Source organism: Enterocloster aldenensis, assembly GCF_003434055.1.
Taxonomy (GTDB): domain Bacteria; phylum Bacillota; class Clostridia; order Lachnospirales; family Lachnospiraceae; genus Enterocloster; species Enterocloster aldenensis.
In genome coordinates this window covers 71115-88800 of sequence record NZ_QVEX01000020.1, presented here as the reverse complement: position 1 = coordinate 88800, position 17686 = coordinate 71115, and the positions used below count along the sequence as shown (strand labels likewise).

The window sequence follows — 17686 nt, the reverse complement described above, 5'->3', positions numbered from 1 at the left end:
GCCGCGAAGTGGGGCGTGCAGATGGCGGGAATGAATTTTCAGACAGGCCCTAGTATTAAACCGCACAGACAGCACATTTTTCCTCCAGTATTTCCGTCAGGGCCGTGCCGCTGCTGGTGTGGCAGCGCACAATCTCCGTATGGTTTCCCACCTCGTCCAGGGCGCAGCGTATCATTTTGTGTGAGACCGTGTTGGTGAACAGCACCAGCAGGTCAGGACGGCCAATCTGTTTGTCCAGGCTGGCGCTCATCTGGGTAAATACCTTTGCCTTGCAGTTGTAGTTTTTACAGATTTTTTTGTACTGGCCTACCATGCGGTCATGGCCTCCTATGATGACAACACTCATGTGAAATCCTCCTTGTCCGTGATTCATATTGCCGGGGCTGTCATGATGGTTTTGGCCCCTGTTGCCTGTCTTTGTAGTTAGCCAAAACTAACTTATAGGGATATCATACACCGGCACAAGGAAATTGTCCAGATATCTATTTGAGAATGTTTATCAAATAGCATTGATGCAATATGGTTGGGGCAGACATACCGTCAAAAAACAGTCCAATATTCAGTCAAATATCCAATCCAATATTCAGTCAAATATCCGGTTGATTTGGGATGTGGACAGGTTGGGTTTACATAACATGAAAAATGTGTTATAATAGACGGATACCCAGTAAACGCTTGAACACAATGTGTTCAGAAAGGTGGGAAATTGTTCAAAAAAGGTGAATTCATACTCTATGGAACGGTAGGTGTATGTCAGGTAGAGAAAATCTCCAGGACAGACTTTTCAGATAATGACAGACTGTATTATTATCTGGTGCCAAGATACGAAAAAGACACGACCATCTGTATTCCGGTGGATAGCGATAAGGTCATGATGCGGGGCATAATGAGCCGGAAGGACGCGGAGCGTTTTGTTAATGCGTGGCCGGATGTGGAGTGCAAGGAATATGCAAATGACAGGGAACGGCCCCAGGCCTACAAGGAAGCCATCCAGTCAGGCGACTGTCTGGAGCTTGCATCCATGATTAAGGAGATATCCAGGATGGAGCAGTCCCGCAAAGGCAAAGGGAGGATCCTGTCTGTCCGGGAAAAGGACGGGGCAAAGGCTGCAAGAAGGCTGCTGTTCGGGGAACTGGCTGCCGCGCTTGATATTTATCCGGAGGAAGTGCCGGGGTATATCGAGGTCCGCACCGGATTTCCCTGCCAATAGGAATGGATTTACAGACACATCCCAGGACTGATAATTTACTATTTTAATTTAGCCTCAGCTGTGATACAATCTTGAGTTGGAAAGTCATTATCATTCACTTGGGAAAGGCGGCATGAGAGATGGAGAAACAGATATATACCCGTGGGCAGATGTCAGAGGCTGTGTCAACGGGTATTTTATTGACTATGTCAGGCGGATTTCAGGATGCTTATACATATTACTGCCGGGGAAAGGTGTTTGCCAATGCCCAGACAGGCAACATTGTGCTCATGGGAAGCTATCTGGCTTCAGGCCAGTGGGCCATGGCCATGCGGTATTTTGGGCCGGTTGCCGCATTTGCAGGGGGAGTGTATATGTCTGAGCACATCAGACGGCTCCACCAGCGGGATGAGAAGCTTCATTGGAGACAGATGGTGGTGGCGGTTGAGATCCTGCTGCTGTTTGCAGTGGGATTCATGCCTCAGTCCATGAATATGGCTGCCAACATCATGGTGTCCTTTGTCTGTGCGATGCAGGTGGATGCCTTCCGCAAGATTAAAGGAAGTCCCTATGCATCCACCATGTGCATCGGAAACCTGCGCAGCGCCACGGAACAGCTGTACCGGTTCCGCCATACAAAGGACAGGGAATGCCTGGGGAGATGTATGCGGTATTATGGGGTCATCCTGATGTTTGCCGTGGGTGCGGTAATGGGAAGCGTGACCACCTCCCTTCTGGGGGAAAGGACCATCTGGCTCAGCTGCGTCCTTTTGCTGGCAAGCTTCATCATCATGTTTGTGCGGGAGGATATTGAGAAAAAGGAAGGGTTCTGAATCATAGACAGGGTTTTGGCAGATAGATAACCTATACAGCTGAATGGGGAGAGGGGGTATTCACGCCTCTTCCTTTTTGTTGTATACTGGATGGGTAAGAGTTACAAAAAGGAGGAGCGAATTAGATGAAATGTCAGAAATGTAATGGAAATATGGAGATAAACCATATCCGGACCCATCTGGTATGGGTAGATGAGCTGGACCATGTTCCGGATCCGGACCAGCCTCTGGGACCTACCATTGCCTATGTATGCAGGGACTGCGGTTATATTGAATTTTACAGGGAAAAGAAGCTGTAAAATTCAATACATGCAATATCTGAGGTTTATAGTTCTTCCATCTGGATGTAAAGGTATGTATATGTTATACTGTCCCTATCAATTACAGGAGGCAGTCAGATGGATAAGATAGCGCAGGCCCTCAGGGCCGTCATGACAGAAATACAGGCAATGCCCGAACCGCAGCAGCCCGGGGCCGCGGACAGGAAGGAGTTTGCCCTGCTCTTAAGCGGCATCGCCACATGCCGCAAGGCGCCGGGAATCCCGGTACATATGGGATATGAAAGTCTTTACAGGTGCCGGGATCACAAGGATGCAGAGGAACTGAAGGCCCACCTGTCCCGGCTTTACGGCATACATGACAGGGAAAGCCTGGAAGAGGCCTGCATGAAGCAGTACACGGCGGGCAGGGAGTATGAGCAGTTCATGACCTTCTGGTGCGGTGCGCCGCTGTTTGACCTTGAGGAACTGGAGGAAGGGGGCAGGAGGGCTTTTGAAGAGCGGATCAGCCTTGCCTCCATGTTCCATCCCTATGTGCAGGAACGGGGATTCTATGCATGGGACATCAATGAGCGCATTGGACTGGGACGGAAGGCATTTGCCTGCGGGATGATAACAGAGGAAGAGTTTTTTGGGATTTTCGGCAATCAGATAGCCAAGGCACAGGTGTTTTACCATAGTTTTAAGGAGTATGCCATAAGCTGTATCTGCGGGGCTGTTTATTTTGTCCCTGAAAATAATGAGGAGGACATGCTGTCCTTTCTGGAAATCAATGCAAACCTGGTACGCCATCTTTTGGGAGAAGGGGGCGCATGGTACAGGAAGGCCTGGTATGTGCCGGATGAGAGGGAATGGGTCCAGCTGCTGCCCCATAACGGAGGCTGCATTGTGTCAAAGCAGATTGAGGAGGGGAGGGCCATCGGATATATGTACCGGGATAAAGATACCAGCCCCAAGTGGCCGGATACGGGCTGGCGCTTTTTTGCCGGAGATGAGACCGATGAATATGTAAATGATCCCGGCCACGCATCCATCTGGTCCCTGAATACCGTGTGCAACCTGTATCCTGACATACTTGGATATGTGGAGGCAGAAGGAGGGAGCGCCTTTAGCCGCAACAGCAAGGGCCAATGGGAGCGGGAACGCTGATGACGGTAACCTATTTTAACAGGAGGAAATAAGATGCGCAGGTGGAAAGCCATATTTGCGGTGCTGACCCTATTTTTTGCTGCTGCCGGTCTGCTGAAGCTGCTGCCATATTATAGTTCCATGCCCATTATGTTTGTCTTTTTTGGTCTGTTACTGGAGACTTACCTATCTCCTGACTGGCCGGTTCAAAACGCGGCATGGATGGCCAGCCCCTGTCCGATTGATGAAATGCCCTAAAAAAGCAGGCCGGAAGCTTCCGGGATTCCCAGGCGCCCAAGCTTATCAAGCAATAACTTGAATTCAAACAGGATAAGTTCCTCCAGCTTTTCCGGGAAGCCGGTCAAGTCCGACTTTTCCACGCATCCGGCAAAGAATTCCAGATAAGGCAGATAGGATGCCGTATTGATGCCTGCCTGTGCGGCCATGCTGCGGAGCGGATTCCCCCACATCAGATGCTGGAGCAGTTCAGCGTATGCGGTGCGGATTGCATGGGAGGGAGCGCGGTGGGTAAAAAATTCAAGAATGGTAAAGGCGGTCAGTTCATATCGGCCGGTGTGTTTCAGTAAATCCAGACGTTCCCCAATCTGGCATAAAGCCGCGCTGTCCAGGGAAGCGGCCGTCAGTCCTGCCACATCTTTACAGGAAAGGGCGATGATCTGGAGACCCTGGGCGCAGTCCAGCAGGCGCCTGCGGGCAATGGGGTGGGTTAACTCGCAGTTATCAGCCATTTCCTCCTGCGGGAGGACCCTGGTTCCCAGCCCATTGATGGATTTTGTTACCCCGATGCTGTTAAGAAGGCTCAGGGTACGGCGCACCGTGCTGACGGAAACATGTTTTTCTTTTGAAAGCTTATCCAGCGAGGGAAGGAAGGATCCGGCCGGATAAACGCCGCGGTTGATGGAGATTAGTATCTCCATGCCCAGGGAGTAACGGAGCTGGGAAGCCTTCTCATAGCTGTACCAATGGAAATCAATCTGTTTTCCGGCAGGAGGCGTCATAATCTGGCTGTCGCAGAAGCTGCGCAGGGCTGTGGAAAGATACTCCTGATAATCGGTCACCGCGGTTTTGAGCGCCTCCCAGTCCTGATTGCGGCAGAGTTCAATCATGTTAACAAGTGGATTCTCCTCTGCCTCAAGGTATCTGATGTTCCGGTGGATGCTGAGAAAGGGCGCCTGATAGGACATGAATGTCCTCCATACAAGGCGCATCAGCAGGTCGTTATTCAAAGAACCATAAATTTACTGCAGGGTCCGGATCATTGTATGGGAAGGATGGAACCGGCTGTCAGATGAAAGCGACAGGATCTTGTCCAATGTTTCCGGTGAAGCGTTTTTAAAGCCAATGCACAGTGCGTGGCTGAACAAGGGCTGCATGGAGCGGCTTACATCAATCAGACCCTCCTTCCTAAGGGCGTAAAAGTCCTGTATATGCTGTTCCGTCTCCTGGCGTGTATATAATACCTTTACCACAGCCCCCACGCTTCTGGACAGGCTGATATAGCCCTCCTGCTTCAGGCTCAGATAGGCGGCGCGGACCGTGTCAATGGAGACAAGGAACAGCTGGCTGGCTTCTTCCAGCGTGGGCAGGTGCTCCCCATAATGGTAAGTGCCGAACCTGATCTGCATGAGCAGTACGTTGTATATGACCTGCTGTAATTCATTTTCATTTACCAATGTCACATCCCCCCTATCGTATCAGATATGCTGTAAATTAATTCCTGATTATTTTATATCATATAAAATTTTACCATACTTATGGGAAAAAGGTAAGGCGGAAATCAGGGCAGGAGATTTCAGGAATCACGATATTCCTTTCATAATTCTTTCAGGAAATAGATTCCATAACCTGAAAAGTCGTGTATAATAAGAATAGGGACAATGGTGCGACCTGCAACCATATGAATTTCTAAGCTGCACAGAGCAATTAAACCCTCTGGCAGCTTTTAGTATACAATGAATCGGACTTCCCTGAAAGGAGGACGGATAGGATGCCCCGGAGCATATAACCATATAAGAATGGAGACATCAGTTGTGAAGAATAATCAATTAATCAAAACAGACCTGCTGATCAGCATTGTCCTGATTGTAGGATTTTCCATGACCGCATTTTTCAGTTACAGGGCTAATTACCAGGCCACGCTAAATAATATTGAACAGGTTGCATCGCTGACAGGAGAGGGAATCCATTACCAGCTTACAACCCTGCTTACAAAACCGGTCAATATTTCCCTGACAATGGCTCACGACAGCCTTCTGGTGGAGCAGCTGTCCTGTGAGATGGAAAACCTTGAGAACAGGGAATATGTCCAGAGACTTCAGACATATTTGAAAACCTACCGTGACAAATATGGTTTTGACTCTGTTTTCCTGGTGTCATCAGCCACCAGGCGGTATTACAATTTTAACGGTATCGACAGGGTCCTGGTTGAGGATGATCCGGAGAATGAGTGGTATTTTGACCTGATGGACAGCGGCTTTGGATACTCCATGAATGTGGATAACGATCAGGTGGATGGTTCGGATGATGCCATTACGGTATTCGTGAACTGTAAGGTTGCGGACAGCTCCGGGAAGATACTGGGAATTGTGGGAGTAGGGATCCGCATCAGTTACCTGAAAGAATTCCTGGCGGGCTATGAGGACAAATACAACATGAACATATGTCTGATTGATGAGGCCGGCATAATTGAGGTCTCCACCACACATACGGGTTACAGCAAGACGGACTGGTTTGAAGTTTACGGTCAGGAGGAAATCCGGGATAAACTCCTTGGCTTTAAGGAGGATACAAGGAACCTTGAGTTCTGGAGCAGCAATTCCCTGAATCAGGGCAGGAGTTACGTGGTCACAAGATACATACCAGATCTGTCCTGGCATCTTGTCATAGAGCAGAACAGTGAGGACACGGTCCGTGTCATACGGGACCGTCTGTACCAGACCATTGTCTGTATCGCGGTGATTATTTCCATTGTGCTGTTTATCATCACCACGGTCATACGCAATTTTAACAGACAGATCACAAAGCTTATGGAGGAGCGGGAAAATGTATTCCAGCGGGCAACGGAACAGCTCTACGATAATATCTACGAACTGAACATTACCAGGAACTGTACGGGAAACCAGCGCACGGCCCAGTATTTTGAAAGCCTGGGAGCCGAGGGGCTGCCCTATGACCAGGCGCTGGGAGTCATGGCTGAAAAGCAGATTAAGAAAGAATTCAGGCAGGGTTATATCTCAACCTTTACACCGGAAAATGTAATCCGGGAATATGAAAGTGGAAATAACCATTTAAAATACGATTTCATGATGACCCAGGATGGCGGCGATTATTTCTGGATGCGCATTGACGCGTATATTTTCTTTTCCAATGAAGACAACTGCCTGCACATGTTTACCTACCGCAAGAATATTGATGAGGAGAAGAAAAAGGAGCTTCTGGCTTACACGGATGAGATGACGCGGTTCCTGACCAAGGCCGCTACCAGGCGCAGGGTGACTGCGCTGTTGACGGAGGAGACTGAAAAGACTTACGCTTTTTTCATCTTTGATATCGATAATTTCAAACAGGCCAATGACTGCTTTGGCCATGCGTTTGGGGATTATTGCATACGGGAATTCGCAAGGATCCTGCGGGAGCATTTCCGGGAGGGTGATGTGCTGGGCCGGATTGGGGGGGATGAGTTTGTGGCTTTTATTCCCATTCCAAGCAGGGACTGGGTCAGGAAGAAGGCCGAGGAACTCTCACATGCCCTGGACACGGAATGCATAAGGGATGGAAAGGCATGGAAAATGTCGGCAAGTATCGGTATATCGGTGGCCTCAGAAGAAGACCGGGATTTTGATACGCTGTATGAAAAGGCGGACCAGGCACTTTACCGCACCAAACAGAAAGGGAAAAATGGTTTTACGGTTTATCCGTAAGTCTGTTCGGGCGGGTGACATATGCCCGGTTATGGGGGCGGAACCGTACCGCCGGGGAATGGATGGGGCTGGGGCGTGCAGGTGACGGAAAGGAACCTTCTCCCCAGCCTCATTGAATCGTATCATATGACATTCTTTACAAAGAACACACCGTCTCATGCTCCTCTAACGTGGTAGGATAAAATCTGTTAATGGGCGTTTGTACGCTGCCCTGGAGGACACCGTCAATGGAAATGATGCTGTCATATCCTATCTGGTATAATGGCTGACGGATGCTGGTAATGCGCGGCCCGCGGTAGGAGAAACCATATGTATTCAGATTGTCAAAACCCACAACCGATACATCTTCAGGTACTTTGAACCCGGATTCCATCAGTTCATTGATCACCATCATGGCAATCTTGTCATTGCTGCAGAAAATGGCGGTGGGTCTCTCGCCTTCGGGCCGGTTCATCATCTCCCTGAACTTTGGAAGGGAGAGGGTGGAGTCGCTGAGTGTGTTCTGGATATAGTAGTCCTGGATCAGCAGGCCATTGTCCTGCATGGTTTCTATATAACCGTTCAGACGTTCCAGGATGACCTTCTTATTGGGATTGCCCATGACATGGGCAATCCTTTTATGGTTGTGGCGGATGAGGTAATTCACGGCATCCCTGGCTCCGGCCACATTGTCAATGAGGAACTGGTTGACCGGCATCATCTGGAAATTGTTTTCAATGAGCAGGAAGGGGAATCCCACTTCCTGGAGGTGTTCCACCATGGCCTTGTCCGTAAAGAGGGAGCCATACAGGATGATGGCGTCGGAGATACCGTTGGTCAGGTATTCGATATAGCGGTCCCGCACCTTCTCGTCCTTACCGGGGCTGCAGAAGATGATGTTGCGTCCAAGGCTGGCAGAGGCATCCTCAATCCCACGTATCAGGTCGGTGAAAAATGGGTCGTGTATGTTGCGCAGCAGGATGGCGATGGAGTCAGTCTGCTTTTTTACCAGGGAGCGGGCGGCATTGTTGGGAAAGTATCCCAGTTCCTTGATTGCCTGGTCAACTTTTGCCTTTGTTTTGGGCGAGACTTTATCAGATCCATTGACTACCCGGGAAACAGTGGTCAGAGAAACACCGGAGTAAGCAGCCACATCTTTTATTGTTTTCATTCTTGTCCCCTCTTATGAAAATATTTGTTGTGTTTTCATTATAACATATCTCAAAACCACTTTCAAGGCATTGAAATGACAATATTTAATAACGTTAACATTTTGATATAAGGATAAAAATAGCAAAAAAACGAATCTTTATTAAAAAATGCTTGCAATATGCACAAATATTTGCTAGTATAAAGACACGAAAGAAATGGTAACGTTAACATTTTAAGAAAAAGAAGTATGGAAATGAGATTGAGGAGGAAAAAACATGAAAAAGGCAGTGAGGAGAACACTGAGCGCAACTGTGGCAGCTGCAATGGCAATCGGGCTTATGACCGGATGCTCTTCGGGGAAGGAAGGGCAGAAACCGGCCGGGGAGGCTTCCGGGACCGAGGCACAGGCAGCTGGTTCCGGGCAGCAGGCAGGAACCGGGGGAGAGCAGACCACCATCAAATTCTGGGATGGAAACTGGCAGGAAGCCGTGTGGCCCGAGGTGGAGGCAATCTGGAACAAGGAGCATCCCGACATCAAGGTGGAGGCTGAGTTCCAGGCTGATTTGGCCAATGATAAATATATGCTGGCATTGACCAACGGCACTGCCCCGGATGTGATGGCCTGTGCCCTTGACTGGGTGACCACCTTTGGCAGCGCCAACCTGCTTGAGCCGCTGGATGAATATGTGGCAAGGGATTCCTTTGATGTGGACCAGTTCGTACAGGGGGCCAATGATGCGTCCACGGTGGGCGGAAAGCTTTACGGCCTGCCATTCCGCAGCGAGACCTATGTGATGTATTACAACAAAGATATCTTATCAGCAGCAGGATACGATGCGCCTCCGGCCACGTGGGAGGAAGTGAAGGAAGTGGCTGCGGCATGTACCAACGGGGATGTGTATGGGTACGGCCTCTGCGGCACCAACTATTCCAACTTTTCATTCCAGTACATAACCATGCTCCGTTCCTCAGGCAGTGATATCCTGAATGCGGAAAACACTGCATCAGAGCTGGGAAACAGCGTGGCTGTTGAAACGGCCCAGCTTTATAAGGACCTGGCGGCATATGCCCCGGCATCCCTTTTGGAGAATGACAACATTGCAAACCGCACCCTGTTTGCCAGCGGTAAGATTGCAATGTACTTAAGCGGCATTTATGATTTGGAGGAAATCGTCAAGACAAATCCTGATTTGAATTTTGCCTGTGCCATGGTTCCCACCGCGGGCGGGGCTGAGAGGAACACGATCCTGGGAGGCTGGTCCGTGGCGGTTGCAGGATGCAGCAAGGAAAAGGAAGCTGCCTGGGAGTTCGTGAAGTTCCTTACCAGGCCTGATATTGCGGCCATCTATACCAACACATTCACAGGTACGGCAGAAGTGGCGGCCCGTTATGCGGATTATCCGGAGGACATCATCAAACCCAACGCAGATGCCCTGCAGTATGCAAGCGCGCTTCCTGCAGTGAAGAACATTGTGGGAATCCGTCAGGCCATCATGGACAACCTCCAGTTAATGCTGTCCGAGGACATGTCCGCAGAAGAAGCATGCAGCCTGCTTGACCAGGCGGTAAACGGTTTATTGGAGTAGTTCGGGCAGGGCGGGCCTTGCCGGTGCCGTCCGGCGTTAATGCGCTGGGCGGCATTGGCCGGCAGGGCCTGCTTCTTAAGAGGAGAAAGGTGAAAGTATGCTTAGAAAAATAAAACGTTCCGGAGCTGGCTACGTACTTCCTGCAGTGATTGTTGTTGCTGTGGTCATGCTGTATCCTCTGTTTTATACGCTGATAATGGGGTTCTTTAATAACACGCTGTTCATGGAGGCGCCTGTTTTCTGCGGCATTTCCCAGTATAAAAAGCTGTTTGGGGACAAGGTCTTTATCGGCTCCATTGCCAATACGCTGTTCTGGACCTTTGGAAGCGTTTTCTTCCAGTTTGGACTGGGCTTTATCATGGCGCTGGTGCTTCACCAGCCCTTTGTAAAAGGAAAGACATTCATCCGCATCCTGCTGATGATACCATGGGTGACGCCCAGTATCATCGGTTCCGTTGTATGGAAATGGATGTACAATGCCGACTATGGAATCATCAATTTTATTTTCTGCGCCCTTGGGATCATTGAGAAAAACCAGACATGGCTGTCCAATCCAAAGGTTGCCATGTGGTCCGTGATTGCAGTCAACACCTGGAAGATGTTCCCCTTTATCCTGCTGATGATAGAGGCCGCCCTGCAGAGCGTGTCAAAGGACCTTAAGGAGGCCGCGGTGATTGACGGGGCCAATATCCTTGACATTTTTAAGAATGTCACCTGGCCGTCCATAGCCGCAACCTGCTACTCCACCATCCTCCTGATGATTATCTGGACCCTTAATGCATTTACATTCATCTATGCAATGACAGAGGGAGGGCCGGCCCACAAGACAGAGGTCATGGCCATGTATATTTATAAGCGGGCGTTCATGGATTATGATTTTGGGATGGCCAGCGCGGCCAGCGCGGTCCTGTTCGTCCTATCCATGTCCGTTAGCCTTATATATCTCTATCTGACAAGAGAAAAGGAGGGGAAGTAAAATGGCGAAAATGAAAAAGTCCGTGACAGGAACCAGTCCAATCTGGCAGGTCTGTACCTATGCGGTTTTGCTCCTGGTGGTCCTGGTGGCCGTGTTTCCGGCAATCTGGATGCTGTCCACCTCCATCAAGCTTCCCACGGAACAATATGATATCCCCCCGCAGATCATCCCGGATACCCCTACAATCAGCAACTATGTGAATGTGCTGACCAACTCCAAGATGTATCAGGCATTTGTCAACAGCGTGATCATCACGGTCTGTGTGGTGGCGGTCACACTGTTCATATCCATCCTGGCAGGTTATGGACTGAGCCGGTATAAATTTAAAGGCCATGGGGTTTTAAAGATAGCGCTTTTGTTTGGGCAGATGATCCCCAGCGTGGTCATCATCATCCCGCTGTATTTCCTGGTTGCAAAGACAGGGCTTCTGGATACCCACTTTTCACTCATCATGGCGGATATGGCGCTTACCATACCCATGGGCGTGATCATGCTCAGTTCCTTTTTTGAGACAGTGCCAAAGGAACTTGAGGAAGCTGCCAAGATAGACGGCTGCACCGGAATCGGGGCGCTTTTCAGGGTGGTGCTTCCGATTGCAAAGCCAGGATTGATTTCCGTGGCCATCTACACCTATATCCATGCATGGGAGGAATTCCTGTTTGCCCTGAACTTAAGCACATCCACCAGGACAAGGACGCTGCCCATTGCCATACACATGTTTGCAGGGGAATTTTCCGTTGACTGGGGTTCCACCATGGCGGCTTCGGCGGTTGTGGCGTTCCCTGTGCTCCTTATCTTCCTTTCCTGCAATAAGTATTTTGTCAAGGGAATGGCAGATGGCGCGGTGAAGGGGTAATGGTTTGACAGGACAGGATGGATTCAGGATAAAGAGAGGATTAAGACAGGAGGATGATGATGGGAAATAAAGACGGTCAGACAGAGGTCAATTACGGGGAATGTCTGGATTATGTGCGCCGCAGCTCCAATCCGTCAAAGCTGCGGATCACGGATGTGAAGTTCACCAAGGTCGACCTTCCGCCCTGGGGCTGTTCCCTGGTTCGGATTGATACGAATCAGGGAATCAGCGGATACGGGGAAATGCGCGACGGGGCCAGCCCCACGTATTTAAAATACTTAAAGAGCAGGATCATGGGGGAGAATCCCTGTGAGGTGGACCGCATTTTCAGGAAAATCAAACAGTTTGGCGGTCCGGCAAGGCAGGCAGCCGGTGTGTGCGCGGTTGAACTTGCCCTCTGGGACCTAACAGGCAAGGCATATGGTGTGCCTGTGTACCAGCTATTGGGAGGGAGGTTCCGGGAAAAGGTAAGGCTTTATGCGGATACCCATATTGAAGAGGGAAGGGCCACCGGCATACTGATGGAGCCGGAGAAGGTGGGCCGTATCCTGAAGGGATATATGGACCAGGGCTTTACCGTGGTCAAAATACTCAGTGTGGAGCTCCTGATGGCCCAGGAAGGGAATACCTGCGGTCCCCTGGACTGGGTGGATGAACTGAGGGCGGTGGAGGAAAAGGTGCGTCAGGTCACAAGGACCGGCACAAGGGCTGAAAGTTCGGCGGCCAATGCGCTGCTGTATGATTTTAACAGGATTCCCCATCCCTTTACCAACATGCATGTGACGGAACAGGGCCTGGATCAGCTGGATGAATATATCGGAAGGGTCAGAAGCGTGATTGGAACCAAGGTTCCCCTGGCCATTGACCATTTTGGGCATTTTCCTCTTCCTGACATGATAAAGATTGCCAGGAGGCTTGAAAAATATCATCTTGCCTGGCTGGAGGATATGCTGCCCTGGTACCTGACAGACCAGTACAGGGAGCTAAAGCATGCCACCACGGCGCCAATCGCTACCGGGGAGGATATGTACCTGGCTGAGTCCTTTGAACCGCTTTTGCAGGCAGGGGCCCTGGACGTGGTCCATCCTGACCTGCTGACCTCAGGCGGGATCCTGGAGACCAAGAAGCTGGGGGACCTGGCAGCCAGATATGGGGCGTCCATGGCCCTGCATATGTGTGAAAGCCCAGTGTCCGCCCTGGCCGGAGCCCATATGGCAACTGCCAGTGAGAATTTCTTTGCCCAGGAGCATGACGCATTTGATTCGGAGTGGTGGCAGGATTTAATCATTGGGCCGGTGAAACCCATTGTGAAGGATGGATTCACAGTAATCACGGATGCGCCCGGGCTTGGGATTGAGGGCCTTAACGAGGACCTTATCCGCGAACATGGGCCAATGAAAGGCAAAGATGTGTGGGTATCCACAGATGAATGGAACCAGGAAACTTCCCTGGACCGGATTTGGAGCTGACGGAATATGAGATTGGCATATGGACAGATTCGCGGTGTGGATAAGGAAATCCTTACCAATGCCAGGCAGATGGGGATAGACAGGGTACAGTTTAACCTGCCCTATGACCTGCCGGCAGATGGTTTGTGGAAGTATGAGGACATGGCGCGTTTTAAGGACGCGTGCGACCGGTACGGCGTGATTGTGGAGGCCATGGAAAACATGCCTATTTCCTTTTATGACAAAGCCATGCTGGGACTGGAAGGAAGGGACAGGCAGATTGAGAATGTCTGTGAATCCATCCGCAGCTTGGGACGGGCAGGTATTCCCGTGCTGGGATATCATTTCTCCCCATCCTTTGTATGGAGGACGGATAACCACGCCCCTGTGGGACGGTATGGGGCCACGGTACAGGCCTTTGATTTGGGACTGCAGGAACAGGGCGTGGATGACATGGCTGATTTTGGGCAGAGAAGGGATGTGGCTGTACCGGATGCGGAACTGCTGTGGGAGAATTTTGAGTATTTCATGAAACGTGTCATACCGGTTGCCGAGGAATACCATGTCACCATGGCGCTCCATCCGGATGACCCTCCTGTCAAAAGCCTGTCCGGCATTGCAAGGATGTTCATCAACCTGGACAGCTATAAACGGGCGGAGGCCATGATTGACAGCCCCAACTGGGGCCTGCTGTTCTGCATCGGGACTTTTTCACAGATGGAGGGCGGGGCCAGGAACATTTTTGATGCCATTGAATATTTCGGTCCCAGGAAAAAGCTGGTATATGCCCATATGAGGGATGTGCAGGGCACGGTGCCAAGATTCCGGGAGTGCTTCCTGGGAGAGGGGAACTTCGATCCCTTTGAGGTTGTGTATAAGCTGATGCATTCAGGCTTTGACGGATTTCTTGTCAGTGACCATGTCCCTGGCATTGAAGGGGACAGGGAATGGGGACATAAGGTAAGGTATGCAGATACTGCTTACATCAAAGGATTGATGGAGGCCATAGAAAAGATGGAAGCAATGAAGCAGGCATAGAAACAGGCATGGAAGAATCCGTGGTTGGACCGCCATGCATGGGTAAAGGATGGAAAGGAAGATTGGAAGGATGGATAAGAATATGGACAGGCCCATTGAAGATATGCGGCTGGCACAGATCGGTTTTCTGGTAAATGATATTGAAAAGACAAAAAAAGAATTTGCCCGTTTTTTCGGGGTGGAGGAACCGGAAACCGTAAACAGCGGTGATTTTGAGATTACCCATACCGAATATAGGGGCGAACCAGCGCCAAAGGCAAAATGTTATATGACCTTTTTTTACTTTGGGGACCTGCAGATGGAACTGATCCAGCCCAACGGGGAGCCAAGTATATGGAGGGAGCATCTGGAGCAGTTCGGTGAGGGAATCCACCATATTTCATTTAACGTGAAAGGAATGCAAAAGACCATAAGCGCCTGTGAGGACTGGGGCATGAAGCTCCTGCAGAAAGGCGAATACAGAGGGGCCAATGGAAGATATGCGTTCATGGATGCGCTGGACAGCCTGAAGGTAGTAGTGGAACTGTTGGAGCGGGATGAATAGGATGGGGATAAGATGATGGGAGGTAAGAGGATGCAGGAATATAATGACAATGCCAATAGGACGGAACCTGGAAAACGGCATTTCCCGGAAGGATTTGTCTGGGGGGCGGCAACCGCGTCCTATCAGATTGAAGGGGCATGGGATGAGGACGGAAGAGGGGAAACCATTTGGGACAGATATTGTTCCATCCCCGGCAACATACAGGATGGGGATGACGGGAAAACAGCCTGCGACCATTACCACAGATACAAGGAAGACGTGGCGCTGATGAAGCAGATGGGAATCAAGGCATACCGCTTTTCCATTGCCTGGTCCAGGATCCTTCCCAAGGGATACGGGGAAATAAATCAGAAAGGGCTTGATTTCTACGGACGCCTCATAGACGCATTGCTGGATGCCGGGATTGAGCCGTATATCACCTTATACCACTGGGACCTTCCCCAGGCCCTGCAGGATATGGGGGGATGGACCAATCCTGATATGCCTGGATATTTCCTGGAGTATTCAAAGATTGTCATGGATGCATTCCATGGACGGGTCAGGAAATGGATTACCTTAAATGAACCGTACTGCGCAGCCTTCCTGGGCAATTATGAGGGACGGCAGGCGCCGGGGCTGCGCGACTTTTCCGCCGCCGTGCAGGTGGCCTACCACCTCTATGTGGGACATGGCCTGGCAGTGAGGTACTTCCGCAATCAGGGATATGAGGGGGAAATCGGAATCACCCTGAACCTTATGGGAAGGCTTCCGCTGACAGACAGTCAGGAGGACAGGGCGGCCGCTGCCAGGGCGGACGGATACCTGAACCGCTGGTTTGCCGAGCCCATTGTGTTTGGAAGATATCCTGAGGACATGGTGGGACTTTACCGCTCCAAGGGAGTCCGCCTGCCTGAGTTTAAAGAAGAGCATATGAAGCTCATGGGCCAGAAGCTGGATTTCATTGGGTTAAACTATTACAATGACTTTTATGTAAAGGCAGACCCGCATGTATGGCCTCTTGGTTTCAGGATTGAGAATCCAAAGCATGTTCCGGTCAATGACAGGAACTGGCCTGTAACAGAGCAGGGCCTTACCAACATGCTCCTGCGCATGAAAAATGAATATGGCATAGAGAACATTTATATTACAGAAAACGGCACCTCTTCCCATGACGTGGTTTCCATGGAGGGAAAGGTGGAGGACGGACCGAGGAAGGATTATCTTCACCGGCATCTGTGCGCGCTTTGGGAAGCTGTTTCCCAGGGGGTCAATGTGAAGGGATATTTCCAGTGGTCCCTGTATGACAATTTTGAATGGTCCTTTGGGTATGGAAGCCGTTTCGGAATCGTATTCGTGGACTTTCATACCCAGGAACGGATCATTAAGGAAAGCGGCCACTGGTATGCCGGGGTGATTCGGGATAACGCGGTATAAGGAGGCCTTGATGAAAGGAATCAAAAAGGTAAAAACAGCGGTAATCGGATGCGGGGCCATCAGCCGTATCTACTTTGAGAACATGACCAATGGGTTTGAAATCCTGGAGGTGGCCGGGTGCTGCGACTTAAACCGGCAGCTGGCCGGGGATACGGCGGCGGCCTATGATATCCCTGTGCTGACCATGGAGGAAATCCTCGGGGATCCCGGGATAGGGATTGTGGTGAACCTGACCAACCCGGCCGCCCATTATGATGTAATCAGGAACCTTCTGGAACATGGGAAACATGTGTACACGGAAAAGGTGCTGGCTGCATCATTCGGCCAGGCCCGGGAGCTGGTTTCTCTGGCCGAGGAAAAGGGAAAACTGCTGTGCAGCGCCCCGGATACATTCCTGGGAGCGGCCGTACAGACTGCCAGGTATCTGGTGGAATCGGGCGTGATTGGGACCGTGACCTCCTGTGTGGCGGTCCTTCAAAGGGATGCCAGGCTTCTGGCTGAAAAATTCCCCTATACCTCCAGGCCGGGAGGAGGGATTGGAATTGACGTGGGGATTTATTACACCACTGCCATGGTCAACATACTGGGCGAGGTTAAGGAAGTGTGCGGCATGTCCGGGGTATGTATGCCGGAACAGTCCCATTACTTTGTGAAAAATGGGAACTTTGGGGAAGCCTATACCCAGGAGTCCGAGACATACCTTACCGGTTCCATGCAATTCAGGAATGGATGTGTGGGAACCCTTCACTTTAACTCCAGGAGCATCCGCACAGAGAAGCCGTATGTTGCATTTTATGGGACAGAGGGAATCCTGTTCCTGGAAGACCCTAACTTCTTCGGGGGTGATGTAAAGGTCATCTTAAAGGGACGGACAGAGCCGGTTGTATTTCCCCACACCCATGGATATGACGGGGATGACAGGGGGCTTGGCGTGGCTGAAATGGCCTGGGCGCTGCAAATGGGACGTGTTCCCAGAACCAGGGCAGATATGGCGCTTCATTCACTGGAAGTCCTGACCGGCATGATTGAGAGCGGGCGCACAAAAGGTTTTTATGAAATGCAGACCAGGTTTGAAAGACAGCCCATGCTGCCCAGGGGATATCTGGGCGGGTCCTACGCCATGAACCAGCCGGAGGGGGCCCTGGCTTTATAGGAATTGATTTTTATCATTGTTTTTTACGGTTTATAAAATCCGGGTTGACAATACATCAGGTACCTGCTATATTTATATCAGGTACCTGATGTATTTTGCGTTTATGGATACGTCGTATAGAGATATGGCGTATAAGGAAATCGGTTCATATGGCTGGCCCATGCCGGCCCGG

The 17686-nt window shown here is 50.5% G+C and carries 18 protein-coding genes; 14 read left to right on the top strand and 4 right to left on the bottom strand.

Annotated elements, in window-relative coordinates; genetic code table 11:
* Nucleotides 1-55 precede the first annotated feature (55 nt).
* Complete coding sequence (locus tag DWX59_RS25155) at nucleotides 56-346, bottom strand: DUF2325 domain-containing protein (protein WP_117562780.1); 291 nt, start codon at nucleotides 344-346, stop codon at nucleotides 56-58.
* 360 nt (nucleotides 347-706) lie between these two features.
* Between DWX59_RS25155 and DWX59_RS25150 the strand changes: the two genes are divergently transcribed.
* The 5 genes from DWX59_RS25150 to DWX59_RS25135 all read left to right on the top strand — a co-directional run bounded on the left by DWX59_RS25150 (nucleotide 707) and on the right by DWX59_RS25135 (nucleotide 3686).
* The gene (locus DWX59_RS25150) at nucleotides 707-1210 is read left to right on the top strand and encodes a CarD family transcriptional regulator (RefSeq protein ID WP_117562778.1); all 504 of its coding nucleotides are present in this window, start codon (nucleotides 707-709) and stop codon (nucleotides 1208-1210) included.
* Between the two features lie 119 nt (nucleotides 1211-1329).
* Complete coding sequence (locus DWX59_RS25145) at nucleotides 1330-2022, top strand: YoaK family protein (protein ID WP_117562775.1); 693 nt, start codon at nucleotides 1330-1332, stop codon at nucleotides 2020-2022.
* 125 nt (nucleotides 2023-2147) lie between these two features.
* Nucleotides 2148-2321 carry a hypothetical protein gene (locus DWX59_RS28925; protein ID WP_166460302.1) on the top strand — a complete coding sequence of 58 codons (174 nt, stop codon included), beginning with the start codon at nucleotides 2148-2150 and terminating at the stop codon, nucleotides 2319-2321.
* A 99-nt stretch (nucleotides 2322-2420) separates the two neighbouring features.
* Nucleotides 2421-3449, top strand: coding sequence for an immunity protein Imm33 domain-containing protein (locus DWX59_RS25140; RefSeq protein ID WP_117562772.1), 1029 nt, complete (start codon nucleotides 2421-2423; stop codon nucleotides 3447-3449).
* A gap of 33 nt (nucleotides 3450-3482) precedes the next feature.
* Nucleotides 3483-3686, top strand: coding sequence for a hypothetical protein (locus tag DWX59_RS25135; RefSeq protein ID WP_117562770.1), 204 nt, complete (start codon nucleotides 3483-3485; stop codon nucleotides 3684-3686).
* On the opposite strand, the gene DWX59_RS25130 is transcribed toward DWX59_RS25135, so the two are convergent.
* Nucleotides 3683-4675 carry a GntR family transcriptional regulator gene (locus tag DWX59_RS25130; RefSeq protein WP_235845179.1) on the bottom strand — a complete coding sequence of 331 codons (993 nt, stop codon included), beginning with the start codon at nucleotides 4673-4675 and terminating at the stop codon, nucleotides 3683-3685. The two genes, DWX59_RS25135 and DWX59_RS25130, sit on opposite strands and share 4 nt — an antisense overlap.
* Nucleotides 4676-4687: 12 nt before the next feature.
* Nucleotides 4688-5122, bottom strand: a complete 435-nt coding sequence (locus tag DWX59_RS29480; RefSeq protein ID WP_235845178.1) for a GntR family transcriptional regulator — start codon at nucleotides 5120-5122, stop codon at nucleotides 4688-4690.
* Nucleotides 5123-5464: 342 nt separating this feature from the next.
* Between DWX59_RS29480 and DWX59_RS25125 the strand changes: the two genes are divergently transcribed.
* Nucleotides 5465-7369, top strand: a complete 1905-nt coding sequence (locus DWX59_RS25125; RefSeq protein ID WP_235845177.1) for a sensor domain-containing diguanylate cyclase — start codon at nucleotides 5465-5467, stop codon at nucleotides 7367-7369.
* A 136-nt stretch (nucleotides 7370-7505) separates the two neighbouring features.
* On the opposite strand, the gene DWX59_RS25120 is transcribed toward DWX59_RS25125, so the two are convergent.
* Complete coding sequence (locus DWX59_RS25120) at nucleotides 7506-8519, bottom strand: LacI family DNA-binding transcriptional regulator (RefSeq protein ID WP_117562768.1); 1014 nt, start codon at nucleotides 8517-8519, stop codon at nucleotides 7506-7508.
* Between the two features lie 256 nt (nucleotides 8520-8775).
* Here DWX59_RS25120 and DWX59_RS25115 point away from each other — a divergent pair, with 256 nt between their 5' ends.
* From DWX59_RS25115 to DWX59_RS25080, 8 genes are all read left to right on the top strand, one after another.
* Nucleotides 8776-10086 (top strand): ABC transporter substrate-binding protein, encoded by a 1311-nt coding sequence (locus tag DWX59_RS25115; protein WP_117562765.1) that lies wholly within the window; start codon nucleotides 8776-8778, stop codon nucleotides 10084-10086.
* A 97-nt stretch (nucleotides 10087-10183) separates the two neighbouring features.
* Nucleotides 10184-11062, top strand: coding sequence for a carbohydrate ABC transporter permease (locus DWX59_RS25110; RefSeq protein WP_117562763.1), 879 nt, complete (start codon nucleotides 10184-10186; stop codon nucleotides 11060-11062).
* A gap of 1 nt (nucleotide 11063) precedes the next feature.
* Nucleotides 11064-11918: a carbohydrate ABC transporter permease gene (locus DWX59_RS25105; RefSeq protein ID WP_117562760.1), complete on the top strand. Its 855-nt coding sequence runs from the start codon at nucleotides 11064-11066 to the stop codon at nucleotides 11916-11918.
* Between the two features lie 59 nt (nucleotides 11919-11977).
* Complete coding sequence (locus tag DWX59_RS25100; RefSeq protein WP_117562758.1) at nucleotides 11978-13387, top strand: mandelate racemase/muconate lactonizing enzyme family protein; 1410 nt, start codon at nucleotides 11978-11980, stop codon at nucleotides 13385-13387.
* Nucleotides 13388-13393: 6 nt separating this feature from the next.
* The gene (locus DWX59_RS25095) at nucleotides 13394-14404 is read left to right on the top strand and encodes a mannonate dehydratase (RefSeq protein WP_117562755.1); all 1011 of its coding nucleotides are present in this window, start codon (nucleotides 13394-13396) and stop codon (nucleotides 14402-14404) included.
* Nucleotides 14405-14474: 70 nt separating this feature from the next.
* On the top strand, nucleotides 14475-14948 hold the full coding sequence (locus tag DWX59_RS25090) for a VOC family protein (RefSeq protein ID WP_117562806.1): 474 nt from the start codon (nucleotides 14475-14477) through the stop codon (nucleotides 14946-14948).
* A 12-nt stretch (nucleotides 14949-14960) separates the two neighbouring features.
* A complete protein-coding gene (locus tag DWX59_RS25085; RefSeq protein WP_235845176.1) occupies nucleotides 14961-16361 on the top strand; it encodes a GH1 family beta-glucosidase in 1401 nt (466 codons plus the stop codon).
* Nucleotides 16362-16371: 10 nt separating this feature from the next.
* Complete coding sequence (locus DWX59_RS25080; RefSeq protein WP_117562753.1) at nucleotides 16372-17514, top strand: Gfo/Idh/MocA family protein; 1143 nt, start codon at nucleotides 16372-16374, stop codon at nucleotides 17512-17514.
* Nucleotides 17515-17686 lie beyond the last annotated feature (172 nt).